This window comes from Streptomyces sp. NPDC086147, from assembly GCF_040702165.1.
Taxonomy (GTDB): domain Bacteria; phylum Actinomycetota; class Actinomycetes; order Streptomycetales; family Streptomycetaceae; genus Streptomyces.
Window position 1 is genome coordinate 277,151 of sequence record NZ_JBFBJO010000004.1, and the last position, 19,512, is coordinate 296,662.

Consider the following 19,512-nt stretch of genomic DNA (forward strand, 5'->3'; position numbering starts at 1 on the left):
CGTGCCGAACGGGGAGGGGACAGCCATGTACCGGCAGGGAGACGTGCTGATCGCGCCCGTCGACGAGACGGCCGTTCCGGAGCGCGCGAGGACGGCGGCGGGGGAGCCGAGGGACGCCCGGGGCCGTCTCGTCCTCGCCTTCGGCGAGGTCACCGGACACGCCCACGCGATCCCCGGCCCCGGCCGTCTCGTGCGGGAGCCGGGGCCCTACGGCCCCTTCCTGCTCGAACTGCCCGAGGGCGGCCGGGTGGTGCACGAGGAGCACGCCCCGATCCCGCTGCCGAAGGGCTGGTACCGGGTGGTGCGCCAGCGGGAGTACGTGCCCGGCGCGTACCGGATCGTCGCGGACTGACGCACCGACCTGTCGACGCACCGGCCTGTCGACGCACCGATCCACTGATTCACCGACACACCACTCCACCGACGCACCGACCCGTCGACCTGAGGAACCCGGGGGACACCGAGACATGAACCGCACCACCGCACAGGACAAGTGGCGGGCCGTCGCCGCGGCCACCGGGCCCGCCGACCGCGCCGCCGCCGAGGCCGGCGTCCGGCTCGCCTACCGCACGGCGGGCCTCGCCGAGCCGGAGCGCGTCCTCTGGGCGGACTCGCCGCTCGCCGCCGTCGCGTTCCTGGACGACCTGGCGGACCGGGGCCGCTCGGTACGGGAGGAGGTGCGCACCCGGCCGTGGGCCGAGGAGCGCCGCCGCCTCCACGACGCGCTCGGCCCGGCGGGCTGGGCGGCCCACTGGCAGGCGACGGGGGCGGCGCTCTGGGACCTCAACCGGGCCCTCGCGGACCGGATACGGGCCGCGGTGACGGAGGCCCGCGAGGCGGCGGAGGACGCCGGCGGTCCGGGCGGGGCCCGTCTGGTGCTGCTCGACGCCGTCCTCGGCCAGCACGACGCCGCCTGGCTCGCCGCCTTCGACGGGCACGGCGAGCGCCTGGCGGGACTCGCCGCCGTCGCCGCGCACGCGGGCTGGTGGTGGCCGTACGAGAACGTCGCCGTGGTCTGCGAGCGGCCCGTCGAGCTACACCGCGACGAGGCGGGGCGCCTCGACCGGGGCGACGGGCCGGCGCTCGCCTACCCCGACGGGTTCGCCCTCCACGCCTGGCGGGGCATGACGGTCTCCGCCGCCTTCCTGGCGGGCCTGGAGGACCTCACCCCCGAGCGGATACGCGAGGAGGAGAACGCCGAGCTGCGGCGCGTGATGTTCGAGCACTACGGCTACGACCGCTACCTCGCCGTCTCCGGGGCCCGGCACGAGCACCGCGACGAGACGGGTGTCCTGTGGCGGATCGAGCTGGACGACGACGAGGACGTGGCGATGGTCGAGGTCGTCAACTCCACGCCCGAACCGGACGGCACCCACCGCACGTACTGGCTGCGGGTGCCGCCCGCGACCCGGACCGCGCGGGAGGGCGTCGCCTGGACCTTCGGCCTCCGCCCCGAGGCGTACGAGCCGCTCGTCCAGACCTGAGCCGCGTGCCCCGGTGGCGGTACCCGGCTGGTACGGACAGGGGAAGGGGGACGCCGGTCAGGAGTGGCGTACCGGACGCGGCGGCGCCGGGTGCTGGGATGTGCCCGCCGGAGCCCCGGCACCCACATCCGAAGGGACCGCCTGTGACGACTCCCCGGCCACGCGCCGCCCGTGCCTCCCGCACCTTCCGTCTGCTCGCCGCCACCGCCCTGCTCGGCGGCCTCCTCGCCGGCACCGCCGCCCCCGCCCTGGCCGCCGCGCCCGCCGGGACGTCCCTCCCCGCCGCCCGGGAGGCCGCGCCCGCCACGGTCACCGTCGCCGGGCACGGACGCGCGTCCGCCGCGCCCGACCTGGCGATCCTGTCCATCGGGGTCGAGGCCAGCCGGGCGACGGCGAAGGAGGCGATGGCGGCCCAGAAGACCGCGGCCGAGGCCCTCCTCGCGGTGCTGCGCGAGCAGCGGATCGCCGATCGGGACATCCGTACCGACAGCCTCTCGCTGGCTCCGGTCTACACCCAGAGCGCCGAGGGGGAGAGCCGGGTGACCGGCTACCAGGCCGGTCAGGCCTTCTCCGTGAAGGTCCGGGAGATCGACAGGACCGGGCAGGTCGTCGGCGCCGTCAACGAGGCCACCCGGGACGCGGGCCGGATCAACGGCGTGGTCTTCGACGTGGCCGACCCGTCCGCGCTGCGGGCCAAGGCGCGGGAGGCCGCCTTCCGGGACGCGTACGACAAGGCCGCGCAGCACGCCCGGCTCAGCGGCCACCGGCTCGGCCGCCTCGTCTCGCTGAGCGAGGGCGAGTCCGTGCGGCCCGGCCCCGGCGGAGCCGCACCCACCCTCGCCGCCGAGGACTCGGGCGTCCCCATGGCCCCCGGCGAGATCGAGGAGCAGATCACGGTCTCGGCGGTCTTCGAACTGCTCTGACGGACGCCGGGGCCCGCCGAACCGGCTCCGGCGGATCGGGATCCCTCCGGGCCGCCCGCTCCCCTCACTCCCGGCGTCCCCCGTCCGGAAGGTCCAGCTCCCGGGCGAGGGCGGCGTCGGCCCAGCGGAGCATCGCGGTGCGGGAGAGGGGACCGGCGTAGGCGGTGGTCTGGACGGCGAGGCCGTCGAGGAAGGCGGTGAGCCGCCAGGCCGCCTCGGCCGGGTCCGGGCAGGGGAACTCCCCGGCGGCGGCCCCCTCCGCGATCACCCGGGTCAGCGCCGTCTTCCACTCCTGGTCGAGGGAGGCGGCGACCCGGCGCAGCTCCGGGTCGCGCAGCGAGGCGGCCCAGCCCTCGATCCACAGCCGCCAGCCCTTGGCCTGCCCGGTCGGGGCGTACCAGCGGACCGCGGCCCGCAGCCGCCGCACCGCCGTGGTGCGCCGGCCGAGCAGCCGCCGCAGATGGGCCAGGTCGGCCTCGGCGGCGTGTGCGAAGGCGGCCGCGACCAGCTGCTCCTTGGAAGCGAAGTGGTAGAGCACGAGCGCGTTGCTCACACCGAGCGCGGAGGCCACGTCGGCGATCCGCACGGCGGCGACCCCGCGCGCCTCGATCTGCTCCACGGCGGCCCGCAGCAGCTCCTCCCGCCGCTCGGCCACGCTCAACCGCACTCTCGTCACGCCCGGCAGCCTACACAGCACATGACACGAGCATGATCACAAAAAACGCCGGTGCGTGCCCGCGTCAGAACCCTCCGTCATTGCTCACCCCCGCCGTCGGCGCCCGCCAGGACCGGGCTCGGCGGGCGCCCCCTCTCTCCCTCCACGGGCCGCCCATAATGGAATGACCCCAGAGATCAGGAGGTCCTGTGACCGGCACCGGCTCAGACCGTTCGCCACGGGCCGGGCTGCGCGCCCCGCGCCCCGAGTCCTTCGGCGCGGAACCCACCGGCGAGCGCCTCGCCCGGATCCGGCGTTCGCCCAACTTCAGGGACGGGATCTTCCAGAATCCCGAACAGGCCCGGCGCGGCCCCTCCGGCTCCACCGTCGAGCTCGCCAGGACCTACTTCGAGAAGGAGGGACGCGCCCGCCGGGCCCCCACCGGCGCGATACCCGTCCACCCCACCACTGTGGCCGACCTCGCGCGGCCCCCGGCCACCGGCCTGCGCCTCACCTGGATGGGACACTCCGGGGTCCTCGCGGAGATCGACGGCCACCGGGTCCTGTTCGACCCGGTCTGGGGCGACCGCTGCTCCCCGTTCCCGTTCGCGGGGCCCAGGCGGCTCCACCCGGTGCCCGCGTCGCTCGCCGCGCTCGGCCCGGTCGACGTGGTGGTGATCTCGCACGACCACTACGACCACCTCGACCTGCCGACGATCAAGGAGCTCGCCACCACCGACACGCTCTTCGCGGTGCCGCTCGGCGTCGGCGCGCACCTGGAGCGCTGGGGCGTGCCCGCCTCCCGGCTGCGGGAACTGGACTGGAACGAGTCCACCGAGATCGGCGACCTGACCCTCACGGCCACCCCGGCCCGCCACTTCTGCGGCCGGGGCCTGCGCAACAGGCAGCACACCCTCTGGGCCTCCTGGGTCGCGCGGGGGCCCGAGCACCGCGTCTTCCACAGCGGCGACACCGGCTACTTCTCCGGCTTCCGGGACATCGGCGCGGCCCACGGCCCCTTCGACGCCACCATGATCCAGCTCGGCGCCTACTCGGAGTTCTGGCCCGACATCCACATGACCCCCGCCGAGGGCGTGCGCGCCCACCTGGACCTCCAGGGCGGCGACCCGGCCGGTGTCCTGCTGCCGATCCACTGGGGCACCTTCAACCTCGCCCCGCACCCGTGGGCCGAGCCGGGGGAGTGGACGAAGGACGCGGCTGAGGAGGCGGGCCAGGCGGTGGCTTTCCCCCGCCCCGGCGAGCCGTTCGAGCCGGCGGGGAAGCTGCCGTCCGAGGCCTGGTGGCGGTCCTTCTCCCACCCGGTCGCACGCCCGTGGCGCCGCCCCCGCCCCGTCGGGACCGCGCCCGAGCCGCGCGGTGACCTGGACCTCGCGGCGGGGGAGCGGTGACGTCCGGAAGATCTCTGTCGACGGGGCGGTGACGCCCGGGACGGTTCCACCGGCCAGCCGGTGACGCCCGGGGCGGGCCCGGCCCTACCCGCCGAGCCGCCAGCCGCCGGCCTCGTCCTGTCGGCGCCAGAAGTCGGCGAACCGACCGCCGGAGGCGAGGAGTTCGTCGACCGGGCCGTCCTCGACGACGCGGCCGTCCTCCAGGAAGACCACGCGGTCGGCGGCGCGGATGCTGCTGAGCCGGTGGGCGACGATCACCCGGGTGCGGGGGACCGGGTCGGTGGTGAGGGCGGCCGTGACGCCGGCCTCGTTCTCGGTGTCCAGGGCGCTGGTGGCCTCGTCGATCAGGAGCACCGGGGAGGGCTTGAGGAGCGCGCGGGCGATGGAGACGCGCTGGCGCTCGCCGCCGGAGAGCGTCGTACCGGCCTCGCCGACCCGGCCGGCCCACCCGTCGGGCAGGCGGTCGACCAGGGTGTCGACGCGGGCCAGGCGCGCGGCGCGGTCCACCGCGCCGTCGTCCGCCCCGGGCATCCAGAAGCGCACGTGCGCCGCCGGAGCCACCACCACGTCCCGCAGCAGGGTGGGGGAGGTCATCCGGACGCGCAGGAAGTGCGGGGCGAGCAGCTACGTCCCGGTGACCGTCGCCTCGTGGTCGCGCGCGCCGTAGGCGCGCATGATCACCCCGTTGATGCCCCGTCCGGCCATCACTGTCCTTCTCCGGCGGCACGCAGGGCCGCCCTGATCTCGTCCACGGGCCGTCCGGGGGGCGCGGCCTCCACGAAACCGCGGATCGCGGCCCCCAGCCACAGCCGGACGTATGCGTCGGGGGTGATCGTCGGCAGGGCGCGGTGCGCCTCGCCGAGGTGGGCGTCGGCCAGCAGGGCTTCCTCGGCGCCCTGCCGCTGCGCGTCAAGTTCCCCGGCCCTCTCGCGCTGGATCTCCTCGGTCGCCGCGTACCCGATGACCACCGACGCGGCGGCGGCCGAGAGCACGATGCCCGCCTCCGTGGAGTAACCGCGCCGCACCAGTGACGCGGCCGCGGCGGCGAGCAGCCGCCGGCCCCCCTCACCCCGGGGGAACAGGGTCTGCACGTACGAGGTCAGGCCGGGGTGCCGCAGCATGAAGGCCCGCAACTGGAGCGCGGTGGACAGCAGATGCGGTACGGGCCCGTCGGCCGGGTCGTCGTGGAGGTCGAGCTCCGCGAGCAGGCTCTCGCCCACCAGCCGCTCCAGCCCCCACCGCCCGTCCACGTGGCGGTACAGGGCCGTGGACGACACTCCGAGACGCGCCGCCACGGCGTTCATGCTCAGGTCCCGCAGCCCGATCTCCCGCCCCACCCGGACGATGTCGGCCGTCTCGATCTGACGTGGCCGACCACCGGTTGGTACCATTCGCGCCCTCCGCATAGCATAGTTACCCCCACTAACTAAGGGGAGCCTAAGCCGCTGGGGCCGCGGAGGGCAAGCGGAATGCGGCGCCCGTTCCCACGGGTCGGGCGGGAGGGGGGCGCGTCTTCACCCACCGTGATGCGCCCCCACCCCCGAGGTCGGACGAACGTGCGAATCCGGCCACCGTGGCACGTGCCCGCCGGGTGTCGGAAGGCGTCCTTCACGGATGCGGGACGGATGCGCCGAAGATCGCGGGAATCGGCAGAGAACGGGCGGACCCGGCGGGTCCGCATTCCCGCCGGGGATTCCGGTCGGGAGCGATTTCCCCGAGGGACGGAGGTGCGAGGACGCCTCCGCGCCCTTCCGCTCCCGCCTCCCGGCGATCACTCCGCGCCGCGTGGACGAGTTCCGGCCGACTGTTCTCGGCCTGTTGTACGAGGGGCGATACCAGGCAGGGTCCCTGTGCGGGTAAGTTTGCCAACTGCGCACCGCACATGAACGGTTGACGACTACAGTGTGTGGTCGATGATCATCGGTAGGCTCACCGCACTTCCGTAGACGAATCCGTAGACGCCCGCTTCAGTCCACCCCGGTAGAACACCCAGCACGCCCCCACCACGCTCCCCGCAGTACGCCGACTCCTGGGCACGTACCAAGGACACTCATGTCTCAACTTCGCGCACCCGCCTCGCGTTCCGACCGACGCGAGGGCGGGCGGCACGGCCGGCCGGGCGCCCGCTCCGCCACCGGTAACGGCACCACCCCTACGGCACAGCCCCCCGCGCCGCTCCCCGCGGAAGCCCGCATCCGGCCCCAGCTCCTGCGCACCTCCGTGCTCCCCGCCGTCGCGGTGGCCCTCGGCGGCGCGGCGGCGGTCCTCTTCACCATCCGCTCCACCGGAGCCAGCCCCACCCCCGGTCTCTGGGCCGCCCTCACCGGCGCCGCCGCCCTCACCGTCGCCTCCGTCGCGGCCGCCGCGCTCGGCGCCGACCGCGCCGCCAAGGCGGTCCTGGACCGCTGCAACGCCCTGCGCCGCACCAGTGCCCGCGGCCAGAGCGAACTGCGCGCGATCGTCGAACAGCTGCGCAGGGGGGAAGGGGCCCCGCCCCGCCCCGTACCGCCGGCCGCGACCGCCACAGGTGACGAATTCGACCTGCTCTCGCAGGAACTGACGCGCTCTCACGAAGCCGCCGTCGCGGCCGTCGTGCAGGCGTCCCGGCTCTCCAGCAGCGTCGGGAACGAACAGAAGGTCGAGGTCTTCGTCAACCTCGCCCGGCGCCTCCAGTCCCTGGTCCACCGCGAGATCCAGCTCCTCGACGAGCTGGAGAACGAGGTCGAGGACCCGGAGCTGCTCAAGGGCCTGTTCCACGTCGACCACCTGGCCACCCGCATCCGCCGCCACGCCGAGAACCTCGCCGTGCTCGGCGGCGCCATCTCCCGCCGCCAGTGGTCGAACCCGGTCACCATGACCGAGGTGCTCCGCTCCTCGATCGCCGAGGTCGAGCAGTACCCGCGTGTGAAGCTCGTACCCCCGATCGACGGTACGCTCCGGGGCCATGCCGTGGCCGACGTCATCCACCTCCTCGCCGAACTCGTCGAGAACGCGACGCTGTTCTCCGCGCCGCACACCACGGTGCTGCTGCGCGCCCAGTACGTCACGGCGGGCCTCGCGATCGAGGTCGAGGACCGCGGACTCGGCATGCCCGCCGCCGAGCAGAACAAGATGAACGCCCTGCTGGCCGACCCCGACCAGGTCAACGTCTCGCACCTGCTCCAGGACGGCCGCATCGGACTCTTCGTCGTCTCGGCGCTCGCCCGGCGGCACGGCATCGCCGTACGCCTCCAGTCCAACATCTACGGCGGCGTGCAGGCCGTGCTCGTCCTCCCGCAGGGCCTCCTCGGCGCCGACCCGGAGGGCCTCGCCCAGCACGAGCGCCAGGCCGCCGCGACCGTCGGATCCTCGGCGATCCCGCCCGGCCAGGTGCAGATGCAGCCCCAGCCCGCCGTCACGGCCCCGCAGACGGCCCCGGCCCACGCGCCGGTCCCGTCCCCGGGCCACGCGCCGGACCCCCGGCACCCGGCCCCCGTGCCGGCCCAGGTCCCGTCCCACACCGTCCCCTCCCACCCGCAGGCACCCGTGCCCGCGCTATTCGACGGGGCGGCCGCACCGGCGTCCGCGCCCTCCCCGGAGCGGGCCCCCGCCCACCACGAGGAGGCCGTCGCCACCGGCTCGCACGCGTACCCCCGTACGACCGCGCAGACCGGTGGATACGGGGAGACCGGCGGATACGGGGACACCGGCCACACCCCCGTGACCACCGGCCACACCCCCCTGGTCCCGAACCGTCCGGCCGACACCGGGCACCCCGGCCCGCCGGCCTCCCTGGTCTCGCCGCTGCCCCCGGCACCCTCCGCCGAGGACAACGGCCGGCCCCTGCTCCCCAAGCGGCGCGCGCAGGAGCACCTCGTTCCGCAGCTGCGGGAGGAGCCCGTGGCCCGCAGGAACGAGGAGCACGCCCTGCACGACCCGGGTCTGATGGCCGCGTTCCAGCGCGGTATCGGCCTCGCCGAATCCCAGCCCGCCCCCCATGCGTCGCCGCGTCCCGGCGACGCGCACAAGGAGTAGATGCACCATGGCGAGCAATGCGCCGACCGGCCATTCCTCGGACCTCGACTGGCTGCTGAGCGGACTGGTCCAGCGGGTCCCGTACACCCGCAACGCCGTTCTGCTCTCCTCCGACGGCCTCGTCAAATCCGTCCACGGACTCGACCCCGACGCCGCCGACCACATGGCGGCGCTCGCCTCCGGCCTGTACTCGCTCGGCCGGAGCGCGGGTGCCCGCTTCGGCGACGGCGGCGAGGTCCGCCAGGTGGTCGTGGAGCTCGACTCCACCCTCCTGTTCGTCTCCACCGCCGGCTCCGGCACCTGCCTGGCCGTCCTCGCCGGGCGCGAGGCGGACGCCGCCGTCCTCGGCTACGAGATGGCGATGCTCGTCAAGAGCGTCCGGCCGTACCTGGTCACTCCCGCCCGGCAGGCAGCCGGCGCCCTCGGCGGCTTCGGGCAGTAGTCGTGACGTCCCCTCAGGAAGGACCCTGGCTCGACGACGCGGCCGGGCGGCTGATCCGCCCGTACACCGTCAGCGGCGGCCGGACCAAGCCCACCACCGCCCTCGACCTGCTGTCGATGGTGATGGCGACCGGCTCGTCCCCCCAGGCGCACATGGGTCCCGAGCACAGCCTGGCCCTCGGGCTGTGCGACGGGCCCACCTCGGTGGCCGAGGTGGCGGCGCACTTGAGGCTGCCGGCCGTCGTCACCAAGGTCCTGCTCTCCGACCTCGTGGACTGCGGGGCGCTCACCGCCCGGGCGCCCCGGTTCCACGCCAACCCAACCGACCGTTCCTTGCTGGAGGCAGTGCTCGATGGCCTACGACAACGGCTCTGAGCGCCACGAGAGCTTCGCGGCCGACTCCTTCCCCGCCGACTCCTTCCCCACCGCGGTCAAGATCCTGGTGGCGGGCGGCTTCGGCGTGGGCAAGACGACCCTCGTGGGCGCCGTCAGCGAGATCGAACCGCTGAGCACCGAGGAGCTCCTGACCTCGGTCAGCGCAGCCACCGACAGCCTGGAGGGCGTGGAGTCGAAGACCACGACCACCGTCGCCATGGACTTCGGCCGCATCACGCTCGACAACCAGCACGTGCTGTACCTCTTCGGCACCCCGGGCCAGGAGCGCTTCTGGTTCATGTGGGACGAGCTCTCCGAGGGCGCGCTCGGAGCGGTCGTCCTCGCCGACACCCGCAGGCTCCAGGAGTGCTTCGCCGCCGTCGACTTCTTCGAGCGGCGGGGGATCCGCTTCGTCGTCGCGATCAACGAGTTCGACGGCGCCCACCGCTACGAGCCGGACGAGGTGCGGTCCGCGCTCGACCTCGACCCGGAGGTGCCGGTCGTCCTCTGCGACGCCCGGATCTCCAGCTCCGGCATCAGCACCCTGCTCACCCTCGTCCAGTACCTGCTCACCACCCTCCCGGACACCGTGCCGAGCTACGGAGCCACGCCATGACCTACGACCCGACCGGTCACCTCCTGCTGACCCCGAACGACAAGGACGCGCCGGCCCGGGTGCGACGGCTGCGCGAACTCGGTCTGGGGGAGCGGCCGGAGCCGGCGTTCGACGACTTCGCGCACCGGCTCGCCGAGATGACCGGCGCCCCGTTCTCGATGGTCAACTTCATCGACGAGAACCGGCAGTTCTTCGCGGGGCTCCACACCCCCGAGGGCACCCACTCCGGCAGCGACCTGGGCGCCGCCGCCGCGGGCGCGGGCGGCGTCGGCCGCTTCATGGCCCGTGACCACGGCTACTGCCCGCACGTCGTGGTGCGGCGCAAGGCGCTCGTCCTGGAGGACGTCTGCGACTACCCGCGCTTCGCGGGCAACCCGGTCGTGGACGAGATCGGCATCCGCTCCTACATGGGGGCGCCGCTGATCGACCGCACCGGGGTCGCGCTCGGCACCATCTGCGTGGTCGACACCGACGTGCGCCCGTGGGGCCGCGCCGGTCTGGAGACCATCAAGGCGATGGCCGCGGAGCTGATGGAGCAGATCAACCGCCGCGAGGACGGCGCGCTCTGACCGTCGGGTGTACGACGGGTCGGGGCCCTTCGGGTGTACGACGACGGCCCGGGGGCCCGGTACGGCGGTGACCGTACCGGGCCCCCGGCCCGTCGGGGCCGATCGCGGATCAGACGGCCAGCGGCTCCGGCTCCGGCGTGCGGACCAGCTCGGACAGCCGCTCCGACCAGCTTCCCTTGTCCTGGCCGAGGGCGACCTCGGCCAGGCGCAGGAGCTGGATGTCGGAGGTGCCGGCGGGGGCGAAGATGTGGTGCGCGTCCCGGAGGTACCGCTCGATGGCCCGGTCGGTGAAGAGCCCGGCGGCGGCGTGGACCTCCATGGCGTTGCGGCCGGAGTCGATCGCCGACTCGACGTTGACGAGCTTGGCGTTCATCAGCTCGGCGTCGCAGGAGAGGCCCTGGTCGAGCAGGTGCACGGCGTGGTACGCGGCCAGCCGGGCGATCATGAGCCGGGACTGCATCTGGCCCAGCTTCAGCTTGACCGTGGGGAGGTCGTGGAGCGGCTTCCCGTAGCGGATGCGCTCGGAGGCGAAGCGGGTGGTCTCCTCCAGGATCGCCTGGTGGATGCCGAGGGAGACGGCGGTGAGGTTGGCCCGCCCGTACAGCACGCTGGAGGAGTACGCGACGGAGAGGCCGTCGCCCTCGTCGCCGAGCCGGTTGGCGGCCGGCACCCGGCAGTTCTCGAAGATCAGCTCGCCGAAGCTGAAGCCGTGGAGTCCCATGGCCGTCTGCTGCGGACCGGTCCTGAAACCGGGTCGATCGGATTCGACCAGAAACGCACTGAGGCCCTTCGAGCCGGGACCGGTCCTGACCACGACGCCGTGCAGATCGCCCACGTGGCTGTTGCCCACGTAGACCTTGCTGCCGTTGAGGACGTAGTCGTCGCCGTCCCGGACCGCGCTGGCGCTCATGCCGAGGACGTGGCCGCCGGCGTCGGGCTCGGTGACAGCGATGGTCGGCAGGCACTCGCCGGCGGCGATCGCCGGGAGCCAGGTCTTGCGCTGCTCGTCGCTGCCGAAGTGGACGATCTTGGCGGTGCCCAGCTGGGAGGCCTGGACCATGGCGCCCATGGCGCCGCTGACCCGGGAGAGCTCCTCGATGATGATGGTCTTGGCCAGGTGGCCGGCGCCCATGCCGCCGTACTCGGGACTGATCGTCGCGCCCAGCCAGCCCTGCTCGGCGATCATCCGGGACAGCTCGTGGTGAACCGTCCGGGAGGCCTCCATCTCGGCTATGCGTGGCCGGACCTCACGCTCCGCGAAGTCCCGGACCGTCTGCCTGAGCTCATGATGCAGCCGACTGCTGAAGTAGCTGTTCATTACGAGTCCTCCCGCGAAACGCCTGATCGGCATCTGTCCGATCAGGTGGTGCATCGGCAGTGGTCCCGTCCCGAACAGGCCGACCTCTTCATGGTGTTGATCTTTCTGTGATGGATCAATAACGGAACGAAGTTTGTCTGAAACAGGAGCGGTTGACGATTGAGTTCGACTATGTTTCGGGTGGACTTGGCCTCCTCAGCCCTATCCGCCCTCTCCGTCGGTGGGCATGTTTCTGCCACATGCCAGAGGCAAAAAAGGTCCAGACATATGGTCGTGGGCCCCGCACCTTCCCCATATGAGTCGCTTCCGCTACAGAAGAGCGGCATTCCGCCCCCTCTCGCGAGCCCCGTCCGCGCGGTGCGAGCGTGAGAGGGCCAGCGGGGAGCGTCACGGAGGGTGACCGAAGCGCCCCCGGTGCACGCCCGCCCGGAGGCGTCGGGAAAGGGGTTCGTGACCACCCGGGAAAGTGCGGTATTGTTCTCATGCGCGTTCGGCCAGGGGAAAACCCGCAGGTCAGACGGGCACCGGGACGTGGCGCAGCTTGGTAGCGCACTTGACTGGGGGTCAAGGGGTCGCAGGTTCAAATCCTGTCGTCCCGACCATGCGGAAACGCAGGTCGGAGGCCGTTCTCTCGTACAGGGAGAACGGCCTTTCGCGCGTCCTCGGGCCGACGGTGCGTCCTCGGGCCAGGCGGTACGTCCTCAGTCGGCGGTGCTTCCTCGGGCCGACAGGTGCGGCAGCAGCCGGTCCGGGGTCAGGGGCAGCTCGCGCAGGCGCACGCCGGTCGCGTGGTGGACGGCGTTGGCGATCGCCGCGGCCGTGCCGACGATGCCGATCTCCCCGATGCCCTTGCTGCCCATCGGGTTGAGGTGGGGGTCGTGCTCGTCCACCCAGTGCGCCTGGATCTCCGGCACGTCGGCGCAGGCCGGCACGTGGTAGGAGGCCAGGTCGCGTTCGGTGTAGTCGCCGAAGGCGGGGTCCATGGTGCTGTGCTCGGTCAGGGCCATGCCGAGCCCCATCGTCATCCCGCCGATGAACTGGGAGCGGGCCGTGCGGGGGTTGAGGATCCGCCCCGCCGCGTAGACGCCGAGCAGCCGGCTCACCCGGACCTCGCCGGTGACGGTGTCGACGCGGACCTCCGCGAAGTGGGCGCCGAACGCGTGCCGGGCGTACGGGGACTCCCGACCCGTCTCCTCCTCCGTGTCCGCCTCGGCCGTGACGCCCTCGGGCGGCAGCGGGCCCGAACGGCCGGACAGCTCCCCGCGCAGGGCGGTGCAGGCCTTGTGCACGGCCCAGCCCCACGAGCCCGTGCCGGAGGAGCCGCCCGCCACGGGAGCGTCCGGCAGGGTACTGCTGCCGAGCTCGACCCGTACGGAGTCGAGCGGGACGCCGAGGGCCTCGGCGGCGATCTGGGCCAGGACGGTACGCGCGCCCGTACCGATGTCGGTGGCGTCGACCCGTACGGTGTACCGCCCGTCCGGCTCGGCGTGCGCCGATGCCTTCGACGGGCTCAGGAGCACGGGATAGGTGGCCGAGGCCACCCCCGTGCCCCACAGCAGGTCGCCGTCGCGGCGGACGCCCGGCCGGGGGTCGCGGCCCTTCCAGTCGAAGCGCCGCGCGCCCTCCCGCAGACAGTCGGCGAGACCCCTGCTGCTGAACGGCCTGCCGCTGTCGGGCTCCGCGTCGGGCTCGTTGCGCAGCCGGAGCTCCACCGGGTCGACGCCGGCCGCCCCGGCCAGCTCGTCCATGGCCGACTCCAGGGCGTACATGCCGGACGCCTCGCCCGGAGCGCGCATCCACGACGGCGACGGCACGTCCAGGGCCACCACCCGGTGACCGGTGAAGCTGTGGGGAGAGGTGTACATGGCGCGGGCCGGGACGGCGGCCTGCTCCACGAACTCCTTCACCGTCGACGTCTGGGTGACGACCTCGTGGGAGAGGGCGCTGATCACGCCGTCCTCCGACGCGCCGATCCGCAGCCGCTGGACCGTGGGCGCGCGGTGGCCCACGACCGCCGCGAGTTCGCGGCGGGGCAGGACGAGCCGCACCGGGCGGCCGGTGTGCCGGGAGGCCATCGCCGCGAGGACGCACGGGGGCCGGGGCGTGCCCTTCGAGCCGAAGCCGCCGCCGACGAAGGCGGAGACGACCGTGACCCGCTCCGGCGGCAGCTCGAACAGCCCCGCGAGGACGTCCCGCACCGTCGTCGCCCCCTGGCTGGAGTCGTACACGGTCAGGCCGTCTTCCTCCCAGTGGGCCGTGGACGCGTGGGGCTCCATCGGATGGTTGTGCAGGGCGCTCATGGAGTACGTCGCGTCGAGCCGCACCGGCGAGGCGGCGAAGGCCGCGTCGAAGTCGCCGCGCTCGCGCACGGCCGGATGGCCGCCGTTGGCCTCCTCGGGCGTGTAGAGGTCCGGGTGGTCGGTGCGCAGCAGGACGTCGTGGTCCTCGGCGGCGTAGTCAACGGCGAGGGCCTCGGCGGCCTCGCGCGCGATCTCCGGGGTGTCGGCGACGACGACGGCGACGTACCAGCCGCGGTGCGGGACCCGGTCGTCCTGGAGCAGCAGGAGCGTCGGGTCGTCCGCCTCGCCCAGCCGGGGCGCGTTCTCGTGGGTGAGGACGGCGCGCACACCGGGGAGCTTCAGGACCGCGTCGGCGTGCACGGCGGTGACCCGGCCGCGGGCGACGCCGGCGGGCACGGGGCAGGCGTGGAGGCAGCCGGGCGGCGTCCGGTCGGCGGCGTAGCGGGCCTCGCCCGTCACCTTCTGCCGGGCGTCGCGGCGGACGGCCCCCGTCGTCGGCCGCACGAGCTGGCTGGTCATGGCGCGGTGCCTCCTGTGGTGGGCGTCGGGTGGTTCAGGCCGCGTCGGTGCGGGACGCGAGGTCGTGCAGCACGCTCACGGCGAGGTTGCGGGCGAGGGGCACCTTGAAGCCGTTGTCGCGCAGCGGTTCGGCGGCGGCGAGCTCGGCGTCGGCGGCCCGCCGGTACGTCTCGGCGGTCGCCGGGGCGCCGCGCAGCACCTCCTCCGCCGCGCGGGCCCGCCACGGCTTGTGGGCGAGGCCGCCGAAGGCGAGGGCCGCGTGCCCGATCCGTCCGTCCTCGACGGTCAGGACGGCGGCGACGGAGGCGAGCGCGAAGGCGTACGAGGCGCGGTCGCGGGCCTTGCGGTAGGCACTGCGCGCACCGGTCGGCAGCGCGGGCAGCGTCACGCCGGTGATCAGCTCGCCGTCCTCGACGACGGTGTCCCGGTCCGGGCGGTCGCCGGGCAGCCGGTGGAACTCCGCGGCCGGCACCGTCCGCTCGCCCGCCGGACCGCGCAGCCGGACCTCCGCGTCCAGGGCGGCCAGGGCGACCGCCATGTCCGACGGGTGCGTGGCGACGCAGTGGGCCGAGTGGCCGAGCACCGCGAGATCGCGGTGGACGCCCTCCCGGGCGGGACAGCCCGAACCGGGCGCACGCTTGTTGCACGGCTTCGACGCGTCCTGGAAGTACGGGCAGCGGGTGCGCTGGAGCAGGTTGCCCCCGGTGGTGGCCGCGTTCCGCAGCTGGGGGGAGGCGCCGGCCAGGAGGGCCTGCGAGAGGACGGGGTAGCGGGCGCGCACGAGCGGATGGGCGGCGACGTCGCTGTTGCGCGCGGTCGCGCCGACGTCCAGCCCGCCCGTGGCGGTCTCCTCGACGGCGTCGAGCGGCAGCCCGTTGATGTCGATGAGCAGCGGCGGCCCCGCGACGCCCAGCTTCATCAGGTCCACGAGATTGGTCCCGCCCGCCAGGAACCGGGCGCCGGGCTGGGCGGCGAACCGCTCGATCGCCTCCTCGGTGCGCTCCGGACGGACGTACGCGAAGGGCTTCACCGCGCGGCCTCCTCGATCGCGTCGACGATGTTCGGATAGGCGCCGCAGCGGCAGATGTTCCCGCTCATGCGCTCGCGGATCTCGTACGGGGTGAGGGGCACGGGGTCGCCCGGCGGCTGCTCCGGCGGCGTCACGTACGACGGCTGTCCGTCGGCGGCCTCGTCGAGGAGGGCGACGGCCGAGCAGATCTGGCCGGGGGTGCAGTAGCCGCACTGCAGGGCGTCCCGGGCGACGAACGCCTCCTGGACCGGATGGAGCCGGTCGTCGTCGGCGAGGCCCTCGACCGTGGTGACGGCGGCGCCCGCGCAGGCGACGGCGAGCAGCAGACAGGCGTTCACGCGCCGGCCGTCGAGGAGGACGGTGCAGGCCCCGCACTGCCCGTGGTCGCAGCCCTTCTTCGAACCGGTGAGGTCCAGGTGGTCGCGCAGGGCGTCCAGCAGGGTGGTGCGGTGGTCGACGGTGAGGGCGCGGTCCGTGCCGTTGACCCGCAGGGTCAGGGCGGAAACGGTCTCGGGGGCGGCCACCGGGGCCTCGCCCGCCGGTGCGGTCCGGTCCACGGATTCCACGGATCTGCCTCCTCGTCCTCGTCTTCGTCGACGGTATGCGAGGGGCGTCTGCCCCGCCTGTCGTGAGGCATGCGGGGGGTGCCGGGGGCGGCGGAGGGGGCGCGTCCGGAACATGGAGGCGGCAGGTCGAGAGTGCGGAGGTGGCGGCGTATCGGGCCGGCCCGAGGCGGACGGGCGACCAGGGGGAGGCGACCCGCCCCCGGGAGGGACGCCCCCGGGTCGCGCTCCTCTCCGGACCTCCCGGCAGCGGTACGACCTCCGTGGCCCTGCGCCTCGGCGCAGACGCGGGCCAGTCGCTCCGACTGCTCCGGGTGGGACAGGACGAAGCCGTCGACGAACGGCTTCCCGTCGGCCAGCAGCCACTCCGGCGACAACCCGAACGTCGGCTCCCGGTGTGCCCAGTTTCTCAGTATATCCGACACCACGGGAAATTACCGACAACTTGCCCTGAATGCAGGCGAGTTCGCCGCCAAGGCTGGCGGAGACCGCCAGGTCCACCGGCGTCGAGAGCGCCTGCACCCGTCGCCGGACGGTGCGGCTCGTCCAGCGCGGGGACCCCTCCCCGACCGGCACGCGTATCGGCGGGGGTTCGGCCGGCCCCACTCATGACCTCCTGGGCGGGCGGCGGGCATGGTGTCGTCGCGGACACACCTCAGCCGCGCCGGACGGCGCCCGGGACGCCGGAGATCGATCACCGGCCGGCAAGGGCTTCAGCAGGGCTTCCGCCACACGTCCAGCTCCGGGTTCTTCAGCATCGACGACAGGCGGAGGGAACGGGACCGGGGACAGAAGCGGGACGGGGACTCCTCGTACTCCACGTGGAAGACCGCCTTGCCCGCCGCGACGAAGGGTTCGAGCAGCCCGCACTCGTCGAACTGGGCGCACTCCTCGTTGACCGCGAAGTCGAAGTGGTCGACCAGCAGCGGGATTTGGGCGAGGTCGTTCTTCAGGCCCACCGCCAGGCCGCGCGCGTGGGCGATGTCCGCGATCATGCGGTTGTAGCGGAGCTGGTCCGTCGCCGTCAGGGGAAAGCCGGTGTCGTTGCCGTAGCCCTCCACCAGGTCCGGTTCCACCGCGTCGAAGCCCTTGTCGCGGCACATGTCGAACCGGCGCTCCATCAGGGGGCGCAGGACGTCGAGGCGGCGGATGTCCAGCCAGCGTTCGCCGTGCCAGCCGTTGGGCCCGCCCAGGACGGATTTGGGGAAGGCGTCCCGGTCGGGCCGGTAGTCCTCCCAGGCACCCACGTTGACGTAGCAGATCACCTTGCGCCCGTCCCGGTGCAGCCGGGCCACGTCGGCGGCGCTGTTCTCGAAGCCGTCGATGTCGTACACCGGCACGTCGACGGACGGGTCCACCCTGCCGTTGAGCTGCCACTGCCAGGCAAGGCCGGGGCGTGGCTGCCAGCGCGCGCCGGTCGCGGGGCGGCGGGTGGGCGTGCGTTCCGGGGAGGGGCGGCCGGTCGCCGGCCGGCCGGTCGTGGGACTCGGCGCCGGACCGGGCGGCCGGGACGTCGTCGGGCCGCCGGTCGTGGGGACGGGGACCGGCGTGGGGCCCGTGGGCCGGGTGGTCGCGGAGCTGGTGTCCGGCCCGCTCGTGCCCGTCCCCTCGGCCTGTCCCCCCGTACTCCCCGAGCACCCCGCGAGGAGGGCCAGGGCCAGGAGCGCGACGGCGAGGGCCGCGCCCGGGCGCCGCCTCACCGCTCCGCCTCCGCCAGGGCCGGGGTCAGCCCCGCCCAGGGGTTCGGCGGCTCTCCCGTCACCGGGCCGCAGACCCCCGCGCCCCGTTCCCGCGCCGTGCGCACGGCCAGCGGGACGAGCGGGGCGGGCACCCCGTACACCAGGTGGCAGAGCCGCTCGGACGGCAGGCGCGCCGTCCACGACGGGCGGCTGAACGTCGAGACGTACGTCGACCAGTGGCCCTCGAAGGTGACCGTCAGGTCCGCGAGCCGCACGTACCCGGGGGCCGGGTGGACCCCCGGGTTGATGACCACGGGGGAGATGCCCTCCCTGCGCAGCGAACGGACCGTGCGCCGGCAGGCCGGCAGGCCGTCGCGCCCCGCCGTCGTCTGGTCCAGGAAGCAGCCGTCCACCCCGTACCACTCCCGGTGCCGGAGCGCCTCCTCGGTGACGACCTCCGCGTCGCGCATGCCGTAGTCCGTGTCCACGTAGCCGAGCAGCCGGGCCCCCGCGGACCGCAGTGCGCGGGCCGCGGCGGCGAACGCGGGGTCCGGCGCGTCGCCGGGGCCGCTCGCCGGGTTGAGCACGACGGCGTACGTGTGCGCGGCGCCGTTGATCAGCCGGTGCCAGGCGTCCGGGTCCTCGGCGGGGTGGACGTACAAAGGGATGAGCAGGCTCACGGCGCCGCCACCCCGTCGGGCACGAAGGAGCGGGGCCGGGCCTCCCACAGCGCCGCGAGCGACGCGTCGAGCGAATGGGCCGGGGCCCAGCCCAGGGCGGCGGCGGCCGCGGTGACGTCCGAGCACTGCCAGGACACCCGCGCGGACCGCTCGGAACCGCCCCCGTCCCCGCCCTCCTCCACGATCCGGCCGCGGAACCCGGCCGCGTCCGCGAGGCGCCGTACCAACTCCCGTACGGGAAGCGCCTCGCCGCCGCCGACGTTCAGGACGGGCGGCAGCGGACCGGGCGCGGTCGCCGCCAGTTCCACCGCACGGGCCACGTCCCGCACGTCCACGAAGTCGCGGTACGCGGAGAGGTCGCCGAGCCGCAGCTCCCCCTCCGGGTCCCCGGGATCCGCCACCTCGGCGAGGAGCGCGGCGACCCGGCCCGGCAGGCCCGTGGCGGGCGCCCCGGCGCCCACCGGATTGCCCACCCGCAGCACCACGGCGTCGAGCCCCGACGCCGTCACCGCCACCGTGCCCGCCAGCTTGGTCGCGCCGTACGGCCCCGCCGGGGCGCACGGCTCCGACTCGGCCACCCGCAGACCGGGCGTTCCCGGCCCGTACTCGGCGGCCGACCCCAGGTGGACGAGCCGGGCCCCGGGCGCGGCCTCGCGCAGGGCCGCGCACAGGGCGGCGGGCCCGCGCGCGTTCACCTCCGCGAGCGTGACGGCGTCGCCGCCGGTCGCGCCCGCGCAGTTGACCACGGCGTCGGGCGCGGCCTTCGCGAGCGCCCCCGCCAGGAGGTACGGGCGGTCGGCGGCGAGGTCGACGGCGACGTCGGCCCCCGGGGAACGGCCGCCGACGAGCACCCGCGCGCCCGGAAGGGCGCGCAGCCGCTCGGTGACGTGGCCGCCCAGGTACCCGCCGGCGCCGAGGACGAGGATGCGCATCGCTG

The 19,512-nt window shown here is 74.2% G+C and carries 19 protein-coding genes and 1 tRNA gene; 10 read left to right on the forward strand and 10 right to left on the reverse strand.

Going from position 1 to position 19,512, the window contains the following annotated elements:
* Positions 1 to 25 precede the first annotated feature (25 nt).
* The 3 genes from AB0398_RS12010 to AB0398_RS12020 all read left to right on the forward strand — a co-directional run bounded on the left by AB0398_RS12010 (position 26) and on the right by AB0398_RS12020 (position 2,407).
* Positions 26 to 352 (forward strand): hypothetical protein, encoded by a 327-nt coding sequence (locus tag AB0398_RS12010; RefSeq protein ID WP_366374118.1) that lies wholly within the window; start codon positions 26 to 28, stop codon positions 350 to 352.
* Positions 353 to 467: 115 nt separating this feature from the next.
* Positions 468 to 1,484 (forward strand): DUF6745 domain-containing protein, encoded by a 1,017-nt coding sequence (locus tag AB0398_RS12015; RefSeq protein WP_366374120.1) that lies wholly within the window; start codon positions 468 to 470, stop codon positions 1,482 to 1,484.
* Positions 1,485 to 1,627: 143 nt separating this feature from the next.
* Complete coding sequence (locus AB0398_RS12020; protein WP_366374122.1) at positions 1,628 to 2,407, forward strand: SIMPL domain-containing protein; 780 nt, start codon at positions 1,628 to 1,630, stop codon at positions 2,405 to 2,407.
* Positions 2,408 to 2,471: 64 nt separating this feature from the next.
* Here AB0398_RS12020 and AB0398_RS12025 read toward each other — a convergent pair whose 3' ends face one another.
* Positions 2,472 to 3,083, reverse strand: coding sequence for a TetR/AcrR family transcriptional regulator (locus tag AB0398_RS12025; protein ID WP_366374124.1), 612 nt, complete (start codon positions 3,081 to 3,083; stop codon positions 2,472 to 2,474).
* 188 nt (positions 3,084 to 3,271) lie between these two features.
* On the opposite strand from AB0398_RS12025, the gene AB0398_RS12030 reads away from it, so the two are divergent.
* Positions 3,272 to 4,471, forward strand: coding sequence for an MBL fold metallo-hydrolase (locus AB0398_RS12030; RefSeq protein WP_366374126.1), 1,200 nt, complete (start codon positions 3,272 to 3,274; stop codon positions 4,469 to 4,471).
* Between the two features lie 84 nt (positions 4,472 to 4,555).
* Here the strand turns inward: AB0398_RS12030 and AB0398_RS12035 are convergent, their stop codons facing one another.
* Together AB0398_RS12035 and AB0398_RS12040 are read right to left on the reverse strand one after the other, a co-directional pair.
* Positions 4,556 to 5,065 carry an ATP-binding cassette domain-containing protein gene (locus AB0398_RS12035; protein WP_366374128.1) on the reverse strand — a complete coding sequence of 170 codons (510 nt, stop codon included), beginning with the start codon at positions 5,063 to 5,065 and terminating at the stop codon, positions 4,556 to 4,558.
* Positions 5,066 to 5,175: 110 nt separating this feature from the next.
* The gene (locus AB0398_RS12040; protein WP_366374130.1) at positions 5,176 to 5,862 is read right to left on the reverse strand and encodes a hypothetical protein; all 687 of its coding nucleotides are present in this window, start codon (positions 5,860 to 5,862) and stop codon (positions 5,176 to 5,178) included.
* 661 nt (positions 5,863 to 6,523) lie between these two features.
* Between AB0398_RS12040 and AB0398_RS12045 the strand changes: the two genes are divergently transcribed.
* From AB0398_RS12045 to AB0398_RS12065, 5 genes are read left to right on the forward strand one after another with little or no spacing between them, the layout of a single operon-like run.
* Complete coding sequence (locus AB0398_RS12045) at positions 6,524 to 8,485, forward strand: ATP-binding protein (RefSeq protein WP_366374131.1); 1,962 nt, start codon at positions 6,524 to 6,526, stop codon at positions 8,483 to 8,485.
* Positions 8,486 to 8,492: 7 nt separating this feature from the next.
* A complete protein-coding gene (locus AB0398_RS12050) occupies positions 8,493 to 8,927 on the forward strand; it encodes a roadblock/LC7 domain-containing protein (protein WP_030215496.1) in 435 nt (144 codons plus the stop codon).
* Between the two features lie 2 nt (positions 8,928 to 8,929).
* Entirely contained in the window at positions 8,930 to 9,301 is a 372-nt protein-coding gene (locus AB0398_RS12055) for a DUF742 domain-containing protein (RefSeq protein ID WP_366374133.1), read from the forward strand.
* The gene (locus AB0398_RS12060) at positions 9,279 to 9,917 is read left to right on the forward strand and encodes an ATP/GTP-binding protein (RefSeq protein WP_366374135.1); all 639 of its coding nucleotides are present in this window, start codon (positions 9,279 to 9,281) and stop codon (positions 9,915 to 9,917) included. The genes AB0398_RS12055 and AB0398_RS12060 overlap by 23 nt, the downstream gene beginning before the upstream one ends.
* The gene (locus tag AB0398_RS12065; protein ID WP_366374137.1) at positions 9,914 to 10,486 is read left to right on the forward strand and encodes a GAF domain-containing protein; all 573 of its coding nucleotides are present in this window, start codon (positions 9,914 to 9,916) and stop codon (positions 10,484 to 10,486) included. Before AB0398_RS12060 ends, AB0398_RS12065 begins: the two co-directional genes overlap by 4 nt.
* 109 nt (positions 10,487 to 10,595) lie before the next feature.
* Here AB0398_RS12065 and AB0398_RS12070 read toward each other — a convergent pair whose 3' ends face one another.
* A complete protein-coding gene (locus AB0398_RS12070; RefSeq protein WP_366374139.1) occupies positions 10,596 to 11,804 on the reverse strand; it encodes an acyl-CoA dehydrogenase family protein in 1,209 nt (402 codons plus the stop codon).
* Between the two features lie 525 nt (positions 11,805 to 12,329).
* Here AB0398_RS12070 and AB0398_RS12075 point away from each other — a divergent pair.
* Positions 12,330 to 12,406 (forward strand) — tRNA-Pro (locus AB0398_RS12075).
* 99 nt (positions 12,407 to 12,505) lie between these two features.
* Here AB0398_RS12075 and AB0398_RS12080 read toward each other — a convergent pair.
* The 6 genes from AB0398_RS12080 to AB0398_RS12105 all read right to left on the reverse strand — a co-directional run bounded on the left by AB0398_RS12080 (position 12,506) and on the right by AB0398_RS12105 (position 19,507).
* On the reverse strand, positions 12,506 to 14,623 hold the full coding sequence (locus AB0398_RS12080; RefSeq protein ID WP_366374141.1) for a xanthine dehydrogenase family protein molybdopterin-binding subunit: 2,118 nt from the start codon (positions 14,621 to 14,623) through the stop codon (positions 12,506 to 12,508).
* 34 nt (positions 14,624 to 14,657) lie between these two features.
* Positions 14,658 to 15,653 carry a xanthine dehydrogenase family protein subunit M gene (locus AB0398_RS12085; protein WP_366374143.1) on the reverse strand — a complete coding sequence of 332 codons (996 nt, stop codon included), beginning with the start codon at positions 15,651 to 15,653 and terminating at the stop codon, positions 14,658 to 14,660.
* Positions 15,650 to 16,177 carry a 2Fe-2S iron-sulfur cluster-binding protein gene (locus AB0398_RS12090; protein WP_366374533.1) on the reverse strand — a complete coding sequence of 176 codons (528 nt, stop codon included), beginning with the start codon at positions 16,175 to 16,177 and terminating at the stop codon, positions 15,650 to 15,652. The genes AB0398_RS12085 and AB0398_RS12090 overlap by 4 nt, the downstream gene beginning before the upstream one ends.
* Positions 16,178 to 16,929: 752 nt before the next feature.
* Entirely contained in the window at positions 16,930 to 17,916 is a 987-nt protein-coding gene (locus AB0398_RS12095; RefSeq protein WP_366374145.1) for an endo alpha-1,4 polygalactosaminidase, read from the reverse strand.
* Positions 17,913 to 18,575, reverse strand: coding sequence for a spherulation-specific family 4 protein (locus tag AB0398_RS12100; protein ID WP_366374147.1), 663 nt, complete (start codon positions 18,573 to 18,575; stop codon positions 17,913 to 17,915). The genes AB0398_RS12095 and AB0398_RS12100 overlap by 4 nt, the downstream gene beginning before the upstream one ends.
* A complete protein-coding gene (locus tag AB0398_RS12105; RefSeq protein WP_366374149.1) occupies positions 18,572 to 19,507 on the reverse strand; it encodes an NAD-dependent epimerase/dehydratase family protein in 936 nt (311 codons plus the stop codon). Before AB0398_RS12105 ends, AB0398_RS12100 begins: the two co-directional genes overlap by 4 nt.
* Positions 19,508 to 19,512 lie beyond the last annotated feature (5 nt).